14 protein-coding genes are annotated in these 15,775 nt (G+C 43.3%); 2 read left to right on the forward strand and 12 right to left on the reverse strand.

Annotated features, from left to right (window positions below; all coding sequences use genetic code 11):
* Positions 1 to 2 precede the first annotated feature (2 nt).
* Entirely contained in the window at positions 3 to 1,415 is a 1,413-nt protein-coding gene (locus G475_RS0108155) for an MDR family MFS transporter (RefSeq protein ID WP_026700853.1), read from the reverse strand.
* 30 nt (positions 1,416 to 1,445) lie between these two features.
* On the reverse strand, positions 1,446 to 2,318 hold the full coding sequence (locus tag G475_RS0108160; protein WP_026700854.1) for a TetR/AcrR family transcriptional regulator: 873 nt from the start codon (positions 2,316 to 2,318) through the stop codon (positions 1,446 to 1,448).
* A 206-nt stretch (positions 2,319 to 2,524) separates the two neighbouring features.
* Between G475_RS0108160 and G475_RS0108165 the strand changes: the two genes are divergently transcribed.
* On the forward strand, positions 2,525 to 4,126 hold the full coding sequence (locus tag G475_RS0108165) for an ABC-F family ATP-binding cassette domain-containing protein (RefSeq protein ID WP_026700855.1): 1,602 nt from the start codon (positions 2,525 to 2,527) through the stop codon (positions 4,124 to 4,126).
* A gap of 594 nt (positions 4,127 to 4,720) precedes the next feature.
* Here G475_RS0108165 and G475_RS0108175 read toward each other — a convergent pair.
* The 7 genes from G475_RS0108175 to G475_RS0108205 form a co-directional block, all read right to left on the reverse strand.
* Positions 4,721 to 5,551 carry a S1C family serine protease gene (locus G475_RS0108175; protein ID WP_026700857.1) on the reverse strand — a complete coding sequence of 277 codons (831 nt, stop codon included), beginning with the start codon at positions 5,549 to 5,551 and terminating at the stop codon, positions 4,721 to 4,723.
* A 244-nt stretch (positions 5,552 to 5,795) separates the two neighbouring features.
* Positions 5,796 to 6,185 (reverse strand): hypothetical protein, encoded by a 390-nt coding sequence (locus G475_RS0108180; protein ID WP_026700858.1) that lies wholly within the window; start codon positions 6,183 to 6,185, stop codon positions 5,796 to 5,798.
* Positions 6,186 to 6,255: 70 nt separating this feature from the next.
* Positions 6,256 to 6,459 (reverse strand): DUF6501 family protein, encoded by a 204-nt coding sequence (locus G475_RS0108185; protein WP_026700859.1) that lies wholly within the window; start codon positions 6,457 to 6,459, stop codon positions 6,256 to 6,258.
* 16 nt (positions 6,460 to 6,475) lie between these two features.
* Positions 6,476 to 6,895, reverse strand: coding sequence for a GNAT family N-acetyltransferase (locus G475_RS0108190; RefSeq protein ID WP_026700860.1), 420 nt, complete (start codon positions 6,893 to 6,895; stop codon positions 6,476 to 6,478).
* A gap of 105 nt (positions 6,896 to 7,000) precedes the next feature.
* Positions 7,001 to 8,215, reverse strand: a complete 1,215-nt coding sequence (locus G475_RS0108195) for a NupC/NupG family nucleoside CNT transporter (protein ID WP_026700861.1) — start codon at positions 8,213 to 8,215, stop codon at positions 7,001 to 7,003.
* 245 nt (positions 8,216 to 8,460) lie between these two features.
* Positions 8,461 to 8,949, reverse strand: a complete 489-nt coding sequence (locus G475_RS0108200) for a hypothetical protein (RefSeq protein ID WP_026700862.1) — start codon at positions 8,947 to 8,949, stop codon at positions 8,461 to 8,463.
* 159 nt (positions 8,950 to 9,108) lie between these two features.
* Entirely contained in the window at positions 9,109 to 9,543 is a 435-nt protein-coding gene (locus G475_RS0108205; RefSeq protein WP_026700863.1) for a hypothetical protein, read from the reverse strand.
* Between the two features lie 348 nt (positions 9,544 to 9,891).
* Between G475_RS0108205 and G475_RS26765 the strand changes: the two genes are divergently transcribed.
* Complete coding sequence (locus G475_RS26765) at positions 9,892 to 10,236, forward strand: CHY zinc finger protein (RefSeq protein ID WP_084414052.1); 345 nt, start codon at positions 9,892 to 9,894, stop codon at positions 10,234 to 10,236.
* Positions 10,237 to 10,361: 125 nt separating this feature from the next.
* Here G475_RS26765 and G475_RS0108220 read toward each other — a convergent pair whose 3' ends face one another.
* From G475_RS0108220 to G475_RS0108230, 3 genes are all read right to left on the reverse strand, one after another.
* Positions 10,362 to 11,105, reverse strand: coding sequence for a ZIP family metal transporter (locus G475_RS0108220; RefSeq protein WP_026700865.1), 744 nt, complete (start codon positions 11,103 to 11,105; stop codon positions 10,362 to 10,364).
* Between the two features lie 86 nt (positions 11,106 to 11,191).
* Positions 11,192 to 14,608 (reverse strand): AAA family ATPase, encoded by a 3,417-nt coding sequence (locus tag G475_RS0108225; protein WP_026700866.1) that lies wholly within the window; start codon positions 14,606 to 14,608, stop codon positions 11,192 to 11,194.
* A complete protein-coding gene (locus G475_RS0108230; RefSeq protein WP_026700867.1) occupies positions 14,608 to 15,774 on the reverse strand; it encodes an exonuclease SbcCD subunit D in 1,167 nt (388 codons plus the stop codon). Before G475_RS0108230 ends, G475_RS0108225 begins: the two co-directional genes overlap by 1 nt.
* Position 15,775 lies beyond the last annotated feature (1 nt).

Genomic DNA, 15,775 nt, shown 5'->3' on the forward strand with positions numbered 1-15,775 from the left:
TTCTATTCGTCCTCTACGGTTTGATGCTTAATGAAGAAGCTGAGCACAAGGCCTATAAACCCTAGAATGGAAGCCACCCAGAAAGCCATATTGACGCCGTGAATTAACCCTTCCACCTCTATGTCAGGTCCTTCCCCTAATGTCATGGTTGTCATCACTGTCACCAGCAGAGCGGTGCCGATAGAGCCGGCAACCTGACGAAGGGTATTGTTCATTGCCGTCCCATGTGGAATCAAATGCCTCGGAAGGACATTCAGCCCCGCCGTGGTTACCGGCATCATGACCATGGAAACACCGAGCATCCGAAGGGAATACAAGACGGTCATGTATACAAAGGAAGTGGTCGTCGATAAATCCGTATACATCAGGTTGGACAGGGTAACAAGAGAAAGTCCAATCACAGCCAGCCATCTGGCGCCGATCTTATCGAATATTCTCCCGGAAATGGGAGACATCATTCCCATGAGCAGCGCCCCCGGAAGCATCATTAATCCGGATTCTGTAGCACTGAAATCACGAAAGTTCTGCATGTAAATCGGCAGAATCGTAGCCGCGCCGATCATCGCCATAAATACAAGCATACCAACCGCCGTGGTTAAGGAAAACATACCATAACGCAGCACCCTTATTTCAAGGATTGGCTCCTCTAACTTCAGCTGCCTGGTGCCAAATACCAATAAGGCAATGATGCCGATTCCCATGGAGATAATAACATCCGCACTGCCCCATCCATGATTTCCTGCTGTACTAAATCCATAGAGGATGCCTCCAAAACCAAGGGTGGATAAAACGATAGAGAAAATATCCACTTTTGGAAAATGACGTTCGGTCACGTTTTTCAAGACATAATACGCAAAGATGATGTCAAGAAAGGCAATCGGAAATACGATATAAAATAAAGTCCGCCAATGAAAATGGTCTACCATAAAACCGGAAAGTGTCGGTCCTATGGCCGGTGCAAAGGCAATAACCAGCCCAAGGAATCCCATAGCCTGCCCTCTTTTGTTGATTGGAAAAATAAGCAGGACGACGGTTTGCATTAATGGCATCATTATTCCTGCAGCGCTGGCCTGTACAATCCGCCCTGCCATTAATACCGGAAAGTTTGGAGCAAGAGCGCAAATAAGCGTTCCTACAGCAAATGTTGATATAGCAGTAATAAAGAGCCGCCGGGTAGTAAACGTTTCAATTAAAAAGGCGGTGACTGGAATCATAATACCGTTCACCAGCATAAATATGGTCGTTAACCATTGTGCTGTATTCTCTGTGATATTTAAATCATTCATAATTGGCGGAAGGGCGGTAGCCAATAATGTCTGATTCAAAATGGCGACAAAGGCGCCGATAAGGAGGACGGCCATGATTGGAATTTTCTTAATGCCCTGTTGATTGTTTTCTTGCGTTTGATTTGTCATACTATCTGCCTTCTTTTTTTGAATTTCTTCTTATAATACTTTTTCCATATGATCCGCATGTGGTTTTAATTCTGGATGCTCACGTAAAAAAGCCAGGAGGGCGTGTATAAGAAAAAAACGGGGTTCCTGCTTTTTCCATTCTTCTGCCAACAGCTCCACAGCATCAAGATAATCCTGTTTTTTATCTTCTGTTTCTGAAAAAAGATATTCAATCCTAGCTTTTGCTGCGGTCAGCTGCTCTTCTCTTTCCTCTTCTTTGGTTTTATTTCCTGGGTGTTCGGCTATTTGTTCGTATTCCCTCATTAAGTCGTCGGTTAATATAGGATTCAGCTGACTGCCGTGCTCAACCAGAATATCTATTTTTGAAATAATACCCTGTGCAAAAACGTCCGGCTCTGCCGTTGTATTATTTTCTTTAATGAGGGTAATATATTCTTTCATAGCCCCCTGTAAAAATAAAACGTGATCCCAAATGTGCGGCCTTATTTTATCTCCGTATACTTCCAGCAGCCAATCCTTGTGCAGTCTGATCATCGCTGCTTTCGTCTTTTTCATCAGCGGCAGCAGTTTTTTATTTTCCTGCACGGGCACGACTTTTTGAAGCAATAAGAAGAATTCTCTGTTATCCGCTATCCCTTCAAGCTCCAGGCTGATGATTTTGGTCAACTGCCCTTTTAGAGACAGGGATTGATCAAAATGTACATTTTTAGCCCGCTTTAATATTTGCTGGTGATTGTATCGGAACACTTCAATCAGCAAATCTTCCTTGGAAGCAAAATAATTATAAAAGCTTCCTTTGGATATCCTGCAGGAAGAAACAATTTCCTGTACAGAAGTGGAAAAATAGCCCTTTTCCGAAAACATCTTCAATGCTGTTACAATAATGGACTCGTGTTTATCCATCTGTGGTGCGCTTCCTTTCTTTTGTGATGACCAAAAAGTCATTTTAGAACTACTTAGTTTCAAAGACCTATTATATTCTATAACTACCTGGTCTTCTTGTCAAAACATAAAATTTAAAAAGACCGTTCTTTTTGTGCCTGTTTTTCGTCTTATTCCTTTTAAATGTGTTATCATATCAAGTAGTTTATTAAAAAGGATGTATGTTGATGATTTCTTGCCAAAATGTAGAACTCCGTTTTGGAGATAAAAAACTTTTTGAAGATGTAAACATTAAATTCACTCCCGGAAACTGTTATGGAATTATCGGTGCGAACGGAGCCGGGAAGTCGACTTTTTTAAAAATATTATCCGGCGAAATTGAATCCCAGGCCGGTCATGTCCATATGGAAAAAGGGCGGCGGCTGGCTGTCTTAAAACAGAATCATTTCGCCTATGAATCCGAACGGGTTTTAGATGTCGTGATCATGGGACACAGCCGTCTGTATGAAGTATTACAGGAGAAAGATGCCATATACATGAAACCGGATTTTTCCGATGAAGATGGCATGAAAGCGGCCGAACTGGAAGCAGAATTCGCTGAACTTGGCGGTTATGAAGCAGAAACGGAAGCAGCCCAGCTCCTGCGGGGACTTGGTGTAGAAGAAGAACTTCATGAGAAAAAAATGTCAGAGTTGGCCGGACCGGAAAAAGTAAAGGTACTGCTTGCCCAGGCCTTGTTTGGTTCCCCGGACATTCTATTAATGGATGAGCCGACAAACAACCTTGATATCGCCGCTGTCCAATGGCTCGAAGAATTTCTGATCAACTTCGAAAATACGGTCATCGTAGTATCCCACGACCGCCACTTTTTAAACGAAGTCTGCACTCATATTGCAGATGTGGATTTTGGCAAAATTGAGCTATATGTCGGCAACTATGACTTCTGGTATGAATCCAGTCAGCTTGCCCAAAAAATGGCCAAAGAAGAAAATAAGAAAAAGGAAGAAAAAATTAAAGAATTGAAGGAATTTATCGCCCGCTTTAGTGCCAATAAATCGAAATCCAGGCAGGCAACCTCCAGGAAAAAGACACTTGATAATATCACACTGGACGATATTAAACCATCCTCCAGACGTTACCCGTTCATTCAATTCAAACCAGAGCGTGAACTTGGGAAAGACTTATTAACCGTCGATGGTTTGACAAAGACGATCGACGGGGTGAAAGTGCTTGATAATGTAAGTTTTACGTTAAGAAGCGGAGAAAAAGCGGCCTTTGTCGGGGATCAGGAAATTGCGAAAACAACTTTGTTTAAAATCATCTCCGGCGAATTGGAGCCGGACAGTGGATCGTATAAATGGGGACTGACGACATCGCTCTCCTATTTCCCGAAAGACAACTCTTATTACTTTGAAGATGTCGATCTGAACCTGGTGGAATGGCTGCGGCAGTATTCCCCAAACGACCAAACGGAAACCTTTATCCGCAGCTTTTTGGGCAGAATGCTGTTTTCGGGAGAAGAAGTGTTCAAAAAAGCCAAAGTATTATCCGGGGGAGAAAAAGTACGCTGTATGCTTTCCAAAATGATGCTCAGCGGAGCGAATGTATTAGTACTGGATGAACCAACCAACCATTTAGATCTTGAATCCATCACTGCGCTGAATAACGGGTTGATCAATTTCAACGGTTCCGTCCTGTTCTCTTCCCACGACCATGAATTTATACAGACGATCGCGAACCGGATTATTGAATTTACACCGGATGGCGTTATTGATAAACAGACGACGTACGATGAGTATATTGAGGACCAGAAACTTCAAAAAAAATAATATAAAAATTCACAGGGCCTGTGACAAAACCCGGCCTCGGCTGAATAGAGAGGGAGGTTGGGTCAAACGAAAGAAAAATTGGTAAAACGGACATCTAAGGGTTTATATATCAAGAACGTCCATTCAGCGGAGTCAAAATAGTTCGACTCCTGCGGGAAAAGCACGAGTCTCGAGACCCCGCAGGAAGGGATTTTTCCCCGAGGGCCCGCAGGATGCGGGTCAGATCGGCGTCGGCACAGGATGTGCCGTCCTTAGCCGATCCTCCTTTATTCGAGCCGTGCCCGCGGAAAGCGACCTATTTTGACGCAGCGATAGAACAATACACAAAAATCCGAACGATTTATGGAAAAAATCGTTCGGATTTTTTGTCCTTGATAACGTTTTGTCCCAGACTCTTTCCTGTTATAAAGAAAATGTAACCGAGGCAGAAGCGGAAGGCGGCGACGCCTGCAGCGGATGCCTCAGCATGTAACGCCCTTTTGATACAGCTCCGTTTTTGTGTATCCCTATTGACCGCCGCGTCTTAAAACGTGGCTGCTTTCTGCAAGGCAGAAGCTTTCTGCTGCAAAAGAACCAATACGAACGGGGAACGGCTTATTCCAAGTGGTCATCTAAAAATTCATGCACCTCTTCTATAGAAACCGCCAGGCCAATGGTTTCACGTTCTGGTTCGGAAATCGACTTTTTAGCATACACCACCCCGGTGACCTTCCCCTTTTCCGTTATGACAGGGCTCCCGCTATTCCCTTTGTATATAGGGGCTGAGATTCCCACAGCCCCTTCCCCGGTCCTTTCTTTCCCCAATATATCGCCTTCATTCGCGATTTTCGTGAAAGATAAAGGATTACCAATGACATAAATGTGCTCTCCCGCGTGTCCCTCTTTCTGCTGCAAAGCAAGAGGTTTAAAATTGCTCCCCTCAATATCCAACAGGGCTAAATCTTTTTCCGGGTCTCCTGCCACCAGTTCTCCTTCATAAATTTCCCCGCCTTCTGTACTGACTCCAACCGAATCTTGATCTTCAATGACATGATAATTCGTCAACGCAAGACCTTCTTCACTGATAAAAAAACCTGTACCCTGCGAGCGCAGATATTTTCCATCTCCCTGTATCGTGACGACGGATTCCTTCCATTCCTGAATCTCTTCATTCTGAGAAAGGCGGTAGGAGGTTTGTAAAAATTCAATAACATCAAGCCGAAATGTATCAAAGAACATTGCCGAAGTCTGAAATACCAGCATTAGGGCTAGAACAACGGCTATTAATTTTATTCCTTTTCTTTTTTTCTGTTTTCGTCGTTTTTCTTTAGGTTTTCGTTTGGGTTCTTCCTCTAAAACCTGTTGAAATTCTTCATAGGAAAGCTCTTCATATTCTTCCTCATGCATATCATCCAGAGAATCATTATGATTATTTTTATCTGACATTTTCTATCTCCTTTGCCCTGCACTACCTCAACTATACTATAGAATATCGATAATGAGCACCACCTCTATTCATTATCCTGGAAAAGTATAGCGCGATTTCTTTCGTTATATTAAAATAGTATTACCTGATTTTGTTGTTCGTGTGACACGGACAACAAAGACGCTCCCTGGTATCATCCTCTTTTTGCCACCCCGGCATACAAAAGCATTAAAAAAAGCCTGCAGTTTCCGCAGGCTGTAAATCTTAATTTTTTTTAATGTTGGGAAAAGATTGATCTAACTCTTTTAAAATATGGACAATAATAGAAAAGTTTTTGCCCCAATCCCCGGATTTTTTGCGAATGGACGAGACGATATCGATAGCGGTTTCATTCGGTCCCACCTGAACGATAGTCATAATAACATCAAACAAGTCCTTACCGTTGGTCGCCTCGACAAACAGCTCCCCCCGTTCTTCATCTGCTTTAATGACTTTATTAATTTTCCCGCTGGTTTCCTGGAGCTTTTCTGCTTTTCTGAAAACACGGGTGAAACTTGCTGCATAGTACCTTGTTTTTAATTCCTGATGTTTGGGGTTCTCGGATGTTTCTTCTCTTGGTTTAAAGACTCTGCTTATACTGTACCAGACACTCATGTACACCAACCTTTATCCTTTTTTTAAAAGTATACGTGTCTTTCCTGTAAACATCCAGATATTTCTTCGATTATACCTCTTCAAAATAATCCTTTTTGAACCCGCCGATTTTACCGGTATCATCTAGGACAAAGTAAAATTCCTCTGTTTCATTTTTCACATCATAAACGTTTCCGGGTGTGAGAACATTATCTACTTTATATTTTTCAGCATTGGCATGTATACATTTTAATTGCTTTAACGTACTGGTCTCCGTCCAATTTAAATGAATCATGAACGGTCCCTCCTTTTTATAATGATTGGGAAGAAAAAACATAGCTTTTTTTAAAATAGTTCATTTTGTCTTCATAAAACGAATGGGCCTCTGCCCTTTTTAATCCGGAGGATAAAACGACCTTTTGGGCGCCACTCTGCTTGGCGAACCTTTCAATATCGGAAAGAGCCTGTCTCCCTATTCCCCGGGAACGTTTCTTCTCATCTGTGACAAAATCGTCCAGCCAGAGATGAAAGCCGTCATATAAGTTTTCCTGAAATTTTAATCCAGCTGCTGCTGTGTAATGACCGGAATCCTTCCATGCATACAACCGATATCCGTATTCCTGCATCCGCCGGACGGTGTTTATGTATTCCTGTTCTACCAAATACGGACGGAGCTGCTTTATTAAAAAAAATACTTCACGTATCTGCCCTTCTTCGTTCAGCTCTTCCATTGTATGTCCCCCCTCCCCTTATCTTCTAAAAGCATATCAAGAAGATGGGAAGTTCGCAAGAAAAGCAAAAACAACACTATAGAAGTGCTGTTTTTGCTCAGCCGTTTAGACAAACATTCCAGCAATCGACGCACTCAGTAGAGAAGCCAACGCTCCGGCAGCGACTGCTTTTAAGCCGAGCTGGGCCAATTCTCTCCTTCTTTCAGGGACAAGCGATCCGAAACCGCCTAGAATAATGGCCATCGAAGACAGGTTGGCAAATCCGCAAAGAGCGAATGTAATAACGACCTGTGATTTTTCTGTAAATGAATCAATTTCAGGAGCAAAGTTAGCGTAGGCAACAAATTCATTGACTACAAGCTTCTGGCCGATAAAACTTCCAGCCTGCAAAGCTTCCACCCATGGCACCCCGATCATAAAAGCAACAGGGGCAAAGATATAGCCCAGAATCATTTCAAGAGTCAGGTTGTCAACACCAATAGCATTTCCGACGAGACCAAATAAAGAATTAATCACAGCAATCAGCCCGATAAACGCGAGCAGCATCGCCCCTACGTTGAGCGCAAGCTGCACCCCGGTTGACGCTCCCCGTGCGGCAGCGTCAATGACATTCTGGGATTCTGTATCTTTTTCAATTTTGATAGAATCACTCGTGGCAGAGATTTCCGTTTCCGGCATCATCATTTTTGCCATAATCAAGCCGGCGGGAGCAGCCATGAAACTTGCTGCCAGCAGGTTATCCAAAGGAATGCCTAACTGATGATAACCAAACAATACAGAACCGGCAACCGATGCCAGTCCCCCGGTCATAACCGCAAATATTTCAGAACGGGTCATATCCGCGAGATACGGACGCACCACAAGTGGAGCCTCTGTCTGCCCTACAAATATGTTTGCTGCTGCCGACATCGACTCTGCCTTACTTGTCCCTAATACGAAAGATAAAAATCCTCCGATAATTTTGATTAATATCTGCATGATTCCTATATAGTAAAGGACAGCAATTAACGAAGAAAAGAAAATAATGACCGGCAGAACTTCAAAAGCAAAGACGCTGCCTACATTTTCTAAAGCCAGTAAGTCTCCCACAAGAAAGTTAATTCCTTCATAAGCATTGTCAATAATGCTTTGGACCCCGCGCGTTAATTGTTCCAAGGCCCATCGTCCCCATTCCCACTGCAGCACAATAAAAGCAAATAATACCTGGAATCCCAGTCCCCCCAGAATGGTACGGGGATTAATTGCTTTTTTGCGGTTGGACAGAAGAAATGCCAGAAATAAAATAAAAACAATCCCCATCAAACCCCACAAAAAGTTCATACTTACACTCCTTATAATAATTTCGTCTTCCATATGAAAACGCTTTCCGTCCTGTTATAAAAGGACATTGATAACTTATCAAATATCCAGTAAAAAGTAAATATAATTTATAAAAATATGAAGGAGAAAATCTTCCAATTGTTCAAAAATTATTAGGTAATTAGTAAAAAGAGCGAAAGAAAATAAAGCAATTCGTAAAAAATATCATAAAAAGGCCTCCGAATCCTGCACCGGAGGCCTGCCTTTTATTCTACACTTAAACGTAAATCGGGGAGATGGTTTAAAATAAATTGGGATTTATCCGAATCTGATTTTACCGCAAACTGCCGATAATATTTCAACGCTGTTTCAAAATGAGCCGGCATGTTTTCATATTCTTCCAATACTTTGTCAAACGCATTGTAAGCCAGCATTAAAGAAGAAACAAGGTCCGTAAACGGCAGGATATACGTATTGGAATCATGATGCGGGGCGGTGCAGAGAGTCATCTGCTCGACCTGTTCATCAAAAAAGGAAGCTGCTTCTTCAATATAAGGGCGGTAAAGCGGGTGTACATTTCTGGAGGCGTCTTTGAAAAATGTACGCCATTCCCTGCAGAAACTAATTAAATACGGCAGATCACCTTTTGACACTGTCAGATCAAAACCCGCCTGTCTGATTCGATCCATGCTCATTGGTTCTAACGTTTCATTATTTATTCCTAAATAGAAAAACTTGCGACGATACGCTTTCATTCCGCACCCCGTCTTTCAATTATTGTCTAAATATCGAGTTTAAATAATTGTAACATGGATAAAAGCTGTTTCCTACTCTTTTCATGAAAAAAGGCGTTTTCGAGGATAAAAAATAAGCGCACCCTGGAAAGGGTGACGCCTGGTGCGGTATTTGTTTTTTTAGAGGCAGGCCCACCGGCGCACATCACTGACGAGTTCCATAATTTCACTGTTCCGAAATTCAATGGTCTGCAGCTCTTTTGTAAAAAGATAGATCACAATGGTATCTCTATCTCTGTTGTCAATTACTTCCACGGAGCTGGCGTTACCCAAGTCATCCGCGACCGGGAGATCCAGTCGGTGACTAATTTCCGCCTCCTCCACTCTCCCTCTGGGTACATCCAGAACAATTTTGAGGTGGTCGTTCATATCATCGCATATCATGCCCCAGCGCTTTCCAAACCACGCCCGGCATCCTGTCATACTCACCAGTGTATAACCATAAGGAGGAGTTGGTACAAACTTAGTACTTGCCCATCCTCTAAGCTCCATTGCACTGCAGAGCTCTTTCGCTTTCGTACGTACCAGCGTTTCTTGATTCTCCTTAACAGGCATGTTATCCCTCCTTAAAAATTACTTTACACCGTTTCATGAACCATCTCCTCGAGTCAATGTAGAAAATTCTGAACATTACTCCACAAATGTAATATTAGCACAAAATCCATCCATTGTCGAATAATTGAAACAAAATTCTAACTTTTGTCACAGAATAAACGGTGGCAAGTATCTCTTTCTAACATAATAATGTAATTTCCTGACAAGGTCAATGAATATTTAGTGACAGGAAATATATCCGTCATCAGGTTGTTTATTTTCCCCAGATATATTACCCTGTTTTTATAATATTAAACATTTGATTACGATTTTTTATTCGTTTTGACTAATGAAGAGAGGTGACCCTCGATGTCTGCCCATATCCATGGGACTAAGGTTCACGGTGTTAAACCTGATGACAGCAGCAGATGCGCCCACTATCACCAGTCCAATGACATTATTGCCATTCAATTTTATTGCTGCCGTCAATTTTATTGCTGCTATAAGTGTCATGAAGAACTATGCAGCCACCCTCCTTCCCGGTGGCCCGAAGAGCAATTCCATGAAAAAGCCATTTTATGCGGAAATTGCGGAACATTTTTATCCATCAGGGAATACCTGCAGAGTGGATACATCTGCCCCTGCTGCCAGGCTTTGTTCAACCCTGCATGTAAGTATCACTATTCCCTTTACTTTCAAGATCCATCCTGCTAGAAAAAACCAATAAAGCTTCTTACTAAAGAAATCAGAAGGATAATTCCTATAATAATACAAAGAAGGGCAAGTCTTTTTTCGAGCTTATCGTTTTTCAAAGTCGTATACCCTCCTTTTCTATGCGGCTAAAAAAACCAGGTCATAGCAATCATCAACAGTAAACCGCCGGTAAAAGAATACGTGGCGCTTAAGGCAAAGCCGTCTCCGTGACTTTCCGGAATCAATTCTTTGTAGACAATATAAATCATTGAACCAGCGGCAAATGCCAGACCTACCGGGACAAGAGTGCTGGCAAAAGATGTGAGCCAAAATCCCAGAAAAGCTGCTATCCACTCCATGAGACCAGTACATGCCGCAATGACAAATGCGCTTGTTTTCCGAACGCCCTGCTGAACGAGGAAGAATGCAACAATAAACCCTTCTGGAGCATTCTGCACACCGATGGCCAGGGCAATTAAGAAGCCCAGGCCTTCTATTCCGCTGTTGTAACTGACTCCCACCGATAAACCTTCCGGGATATTATGAAGCGTAATTGCCGTAATAACAAGTAATGCTTTTCGATCAATCATATTCATTTCCATACGCCGTCTCGTGTGATTCTGTTCAATATGCTCATGCGGAATGTTCTGTTCTAACATAGTTAACACAAACATCCCGAGAAATATACCAAAAATAACCGCGGAATAGCCTCCAAGCGTTAAGCTTTCAGGAATCAGTTCAAATGTAGAGGCGGCCATCATCATCCCGGCGCTGAAGGCAAGCAGCATGTCTTTAGCCTGGTGAGTCGTATTTTTCAAAATGACAGCCGGAATCGCGCCTATTGCTGTAGCCAAAGCGGAAAGCCCACTCGCTGTAATAAATTCTTCCATGCCGTTCACCTTACCCCTTTGTACCGCTCTGCAGATTTACCAAGCCAGCTGGTTTACATAATTATATTATTTGTAAGAAAAGAAATTTACGAATGAGCTTTTTGGATCCTGCTGCCTCTGCCGCCGGCTTCTGCCTCCGTGACTATGATTTTATTTCCCAGTCGTTCCTGAATATCAGGGACATGGCTGATAATTCCCACGGCTAAATTATCCATTTGCAGTTTCTCCAGCGATGTCATGACTGTATCCAGCAGTTCTTGATCCAGCGTGCCAAACCCTTCATCTAAAAAGAAAAACTCGAGCGGGTACTGCCCTTTTAATTGAATGGAGGACGATAGAGCTAAGGCCAGAGCAAGACTCGTTAAAAATGTTTCGCCGCCCGATAAGGAGGAGACTGGTCTTTTGTAACCGGCATTGGCATTATCTCTAATAATAAACCCGCCTTGGGAATTGACTTCAATTGCATACCTGCCCCGTGTCAAGCCCCGCAGCCATTCCGATGCCGTACGTGTCACCTGAAGCAGCTGCTCTTCCGCTAAAAATTCAATGAACCCCCTGCCTCGAAAGACCTGATCTAATTTATAATACTGAACGGCCTTGCTGTCCCATTCTTTTCGCGTCTTTTCCAGAAATTGATACCGTTCCTGCTTTTTTTGTATTTCCTTAAAGGTTTCAGCAGCGGCTGCCCGTTTTTCCCTTGCCTCGTTTACGATCTCGTGGACTTTTTGTCTTTTTTCCTCAATGTTTGCCCATTCCTCTTCCGATATATGCTGATCTTCGAGCTTCTGTTCCAAATTTTCTTTTGTATTGTGCCATTTAGTTATCAAGTTTTCATGTTCTTCGATCCCTTTCCGGTACTCTTCTTTTTGCGTTTGCGATAACACTATTTCTTTTAAAACGGCGGGATCTTCCGGCATGTCCCTGCATTTTGACAGCTGTTCGTACCATTTTTGAGCCGCACTGTGTACTCGTTTTTCCGCTTCCGCCAGCGCATGTACCGCCACGGAATGTTGATTCTCCGCTTCTTGTTTTTCTTTAGCTGTTTGATCGTTTTCCTTAACGATGTTCTGTTCTTTTGTATCCCATTCTTTCTGCAACTCTTTGACATCCGCCTTTAATTTTTCTACGGAACTGCCGTTAAGCATCTTAGAAAGGTACTTTTGTTTTTCTTCCCGCTGAGCAGATATCTGGTCTAATGTTGCTTTTGTTTCTGTTTGTTCCATTGTTATTGTATACCGCTCATTCCCCAGCTGCTCCAGCTGTCTTTGCAGCTCTTGTATATGGTTGGTGCCTTCTTCTATTCTTTTTTGCAGCTGTTCTTTTTGTTCTTCTTCTTCCCGCATTTTTTTATAATTCTCTTCCAAGGTGTTAAAAGATAAATCAGGATAGGATGTTTTCCAGGCTTCTACAGCCCGCTCGATTTGCTGTTTTAGGTTCCTGCTCTGTTCCTGCTTTTCTTCCCATGCTTTAGCCGCTGCATCCAATTGATAATCGAGTTCTGTTTTCTCGTTTATTAATTGATGATAATATTTTTTTTCTTTTTCTACCTGTTCCTGTAAGTAGGTAATAGTGGGTCTTTCCCGTTCCAACTCTTGATGTTTATGCTGGAGGGTTTTTTCCCATTCCTCTTTATTCCCTATTTCCGGAACATGGCTGTCCTCCTCTTCTGCCAGGGAGGCGGATGCAGAACGAATCGCTTCCTCTGCTTCTTCGGCCAATGAATCAGCAATCTGCTGAAGCAGCCATTCCCGTTGTTTTGCTGCCAGTTCATCTTCTCTTAACGTATGCAGCCAATCTTCCAGCTTCTGTCTTTTCTCTGCAGTTTTCTCCACATTAGAACCTGCTTTTATCTTGCGGGGATAAGGATGATGGTCGGAACCGCAGACAGGACAGGCTTCTCCGTCCGTCAGCTGTACGGCCAGATAGGCAGCCATTTCTTCCCCTTTTAAGCGGTGTTCTTCCTTTTTGCGTTCCTCTGCCCAGTGGTCAAGAAAATCGATTTGCCGCTGTATCCAGCGCAAATCATCCGCCCCTTTGTTATACCAGTACATCAGCTGGCGAAATCGTTCAGAGAGAAGCTGCTGAGACTGGGTTAATTCGGAATCTTTCTCTTTTACTTGCGCAGACAAATGTTCGGTATTCGTTCGATTCTGCCTTTCCTCCTCTTGGATTTGATGGTAGTGATGTTGAAGATGGAGGATATGCTGTTTCTCTTCTTTTGCTGAAAACATTGTATATTTATCTTTTAATGTCTGGGAAAACTCGGACAGCTGATTTTGAAAACGTTGCACGGCTTCTTGATACGTATGCAGATCGGCTTTTAATTTTTCTTCTTTTTGTAAATAATGATCAACACGGGCCTTTATTTTCTCTAATTTTTCCTGGAGAGGGGCCTGCTGTTTGCTGTATTTTTCGATCTCTTGCTTCATCTCCTCCGCTTTTTCCACCACATGCTGCTTTTCCTGCCAAGTTTTTTCCGCTTCCTGTTTCTTTTTTTTAAATTGTTCAAGCCGCTCGGAAGCTTCTTCTTGTTTCGATGCAGCCGTACTCAGCCGCGCTCTGGCTTCTGCTTCTTTTTTATACCAGGTCTGCTGTTCCGACTGAGATTCTAAATAGGTGTCGGCGAAAGGCAGCAATCCTTCGGCCTGTTCAGAAAGAAGAAGAGAATTTTTCCAATCGTTCACAGAACCTTTCTCCTCTTCCAGCTTTTCCAGCTGCCGAACGGCTTCCTTCCATTCTTTCTGCCAGGTTCTCTGTTGTTTCGCATTTTCCCAGCTGTGATCGATTTCTTCTTTATCAGATAGCGCTTTTGTCAGCTGCTTTTCCCAATAATGAACGTCTTTCTCTGCCGTGTGTACGGCTTCGGCAGTGGCTTCCCCCAGCCCCTGCTGTTCTGCTTCCAGCCGCTCTTTTTCGTGGGTCGCTTTCTGCAGTTTGGCCTTTACATTTTTAATTAATCGGTCTCCATACTTTTCTAATTGAAAAATGCGCTGAAGCATTTGTCTCCGCTCATTACCGCGCAGGGTAAGAAACTCTGAAAATTTACCCTGAGGCAGTACGACGGCCCTGGTAAAATCCTCAATAGATAGTCCAAGCATTGTCTCGATTTTTTTGTTGACGTCACTGGCTTTATCAGCAAGCACCACTGGTTGAGCGGTAAGATCATGAAGACGGGTCACGGCTGTTTTAACGTGATTTTCTCCGGATCGTTTATAGGTGCGTTCTACCTTAAACGTAGAATAATTCCCGTCTCCGCCCAGCTTAAAAGTAAAGGCAACAAATAATTCATTTTCCGCCTGATTAATAATTCCTTGTGTATTGTTTGGAGCCCGTTCCACTTTTCCATACAAGGCTAATGTCATCGCATCCAGAAGGGAGGATTTGCCGCTTCCCGTGGGACCGAAAATTCCAAATACTCCATTTTTACATAGATCAGAGAAGTCAACCGTCTGTTCCTCTCTAAAGCTGTGCAGGCCCTTTAATGACAATTCGATCGGGCGCATTATTCATCCTCTCCTTCCTCTGCAATCAATTCCATAAATCGATCGATCAGCTCTTGTTCCGGTTCAGCCCCGCCTGTCTGTTTTTCATAGAATCTTTGAAACAATTCATCAATAGGAAGCTGGTTTCTGTTGGCGGCTGCCGGCTGGGTTTCCTGTTCCGGAAAGACAGGATAAATATGGACAATACCGGGATGGTGTTTCCTTAAGTAATGAATGTCCTCCATGGAGGGAGTTTCGTTCAGGTGAAGATACAGCTCGACCCATGCTTCCCTGTCCCGCTTTGCTTCCAGCCACTGTTTGACCTGGTTCATTCCATGTTCAGCTTCCCACCGAACCAGTGGTTTCCCGCAGGATAACGGAATTTCACGAATAACAGGCTGCTCTTGTTCGGGTGTGATATCGAGTAGCGTGACAGATTTTGCATACCCTGCTTCTGAAAAACTGAAGGCCAGCGGGGAGCCGGCATAACGAATCGTGCGATCGCCATGATGAACAGCTTGCGGACGATGAAGATGACCAAGAGCTGTATATTGTACGTTTTCCGGAAACGCCTCTCCCGTCAGAGAATAAGCGCCCCCCACTTCTATCGGACGTTCCGATTCGCTGGCTGTACCGCCGGCAGCAAAAACATGAGTCATCGCCAGGCGGACATGTTGTTTTTCAAATGAACGGGTCATCATGTGAAATAGAGATTTTATTCTTTCATTATAAGCATTTCGAATAGCTGACTCGTCTGCGGATCTGCTGAATACCGCCTGCAGCCTTGATTCAGAAGGGTATGGAAGCGCAGCTAATTGTAACAGATCCCCGTTCACTGGAATAAATAATGGGCTGGTTTGGGGGTATCCAAGAATATAGATATCGTGCGCTTCAGCCAGTTGGCTGGGAGCTGCCAGGCGTTCAGGATGATCATGATTTCCTGCAATAAGGACGATCGGTATCCGGCAGCGGCTGTTGATTTTCACCATGCTTTCATAGAACAATGATTCTGCATCTGCAGGAGGATTGACCGAATCAAATACATCACCGGCCATGACTAAAACATCAGCTTCCTCTTCTTGTATAATCCTTTCCAGCTCGTCGAAAAAAGCGATGTGTTCCGGAAAACGGCTCCTTCCCTCTAATGTTCTTCCAAGGTGCCAATCAGCTGTGTGTATTATTCGCATT

It is taken from the genome of Salibacterium aidingense DSM 18341 (assembly GCF_000429685.1).
Lineage (GTDB): Bacteria > Bacillota > Bacilli > Bacillales > Marinococcaceae > Salibacterium > Salibacterium aidingense.

Coding starts and splice junctions, on each gene's coding strand:
- G475_RS0108155 (WP_026700853.1), bottom strand. CDS start 1,415: ATGACAAATCAAACGCAAGAAAACAATCAACAGGGCATTAAGAAAATT.
- G475_RS0108160 (WP_026700854.1), bottom strand. CDS start 2,318: ATGGATAAACACGAGTCCATTATTGTAACAGCATTGAAGATGTTTTCG.
- G475_RS0108165 (WP_026700855.1), top strand. CDS start 2,525: ATGATTTCTTGCCAAAATGTAGAACTCCGTTTTGGAGATAAAAAACTT.
- G475_RS0108175 (WP_026700857.1), bottom strand. CDS start 5,551: ATGTCAGATAAAAATAATCATAATGATTCTCTGGATGATATGCATGAG.
- G475_RS0108180 (WP_026700858.1), bottom strand. CDS start 6,185: ATGAGTGTCTGGTACAGTATAAGCAGAGTCTTTAAACCAAGAGAAGAA.
- G475_RS0108185 (WP_026700859.1), bottom strand. CDS start 6,459: ATGATTCATTTAAATTGGACGGAGACCAGTACGTTAAAGCAATTAAAA.
- G475_RS0108190 (WP_026700860.1), bottom strand. CDS start 6,895: ATGGAAGAGCTGAACGAAGAAGGGCAGATACGTGAAGTATTTTTTTTA.
- G475_RS0108195 (WP_026700861.1), bottom strand. CDS start 8,215: ATGAACTTTTTGTGGGGTTTGATGGGGATTGTTTTTATTTTATTTCTG.
- G475_RS0108200 (WP_026700862.1), bottom strand. CDS start 8,949: ATGAAAGCGTATCGTCGCAAGTTTTTCTATTTAGGAATAAATAATGAA.
- G475_RS0108205 (WP_026700863.1), bottom strand. CDS start 9,543: ATGCCTGTTAAGGAGAATCAAGAAACGCTGGTACGTACGAAAGCGAAA.
- G475_RS26765 (WP_084414052.1), top strand. CDS start 9,892: ATGTCTGCCCATATCCATGGGACTAAGGTTCACGGTGTTAAACCTGAT.
- G475_RS0108220 (WP_026700865.1), bottom strand. CDS start 11,105: ATGGAAGAATTTATTACAGCGAGTGGGCTTTCCGCTTTGGCTACAGCA.
- G475_RS0108225 (WP_026700866.1), bottom strand. CDS start 14,608: ATGCGCCCGATCGAATTGTCATTAAAGGGCCTGCACAGCTTTAGAGAG.
- G475_RS0108230 (WP_026700867.1), bottom strand. CDS start 15,774: ATGCGAATAATACACACAGCTGATTGGCACCTTGGAAGAACATTAGAG.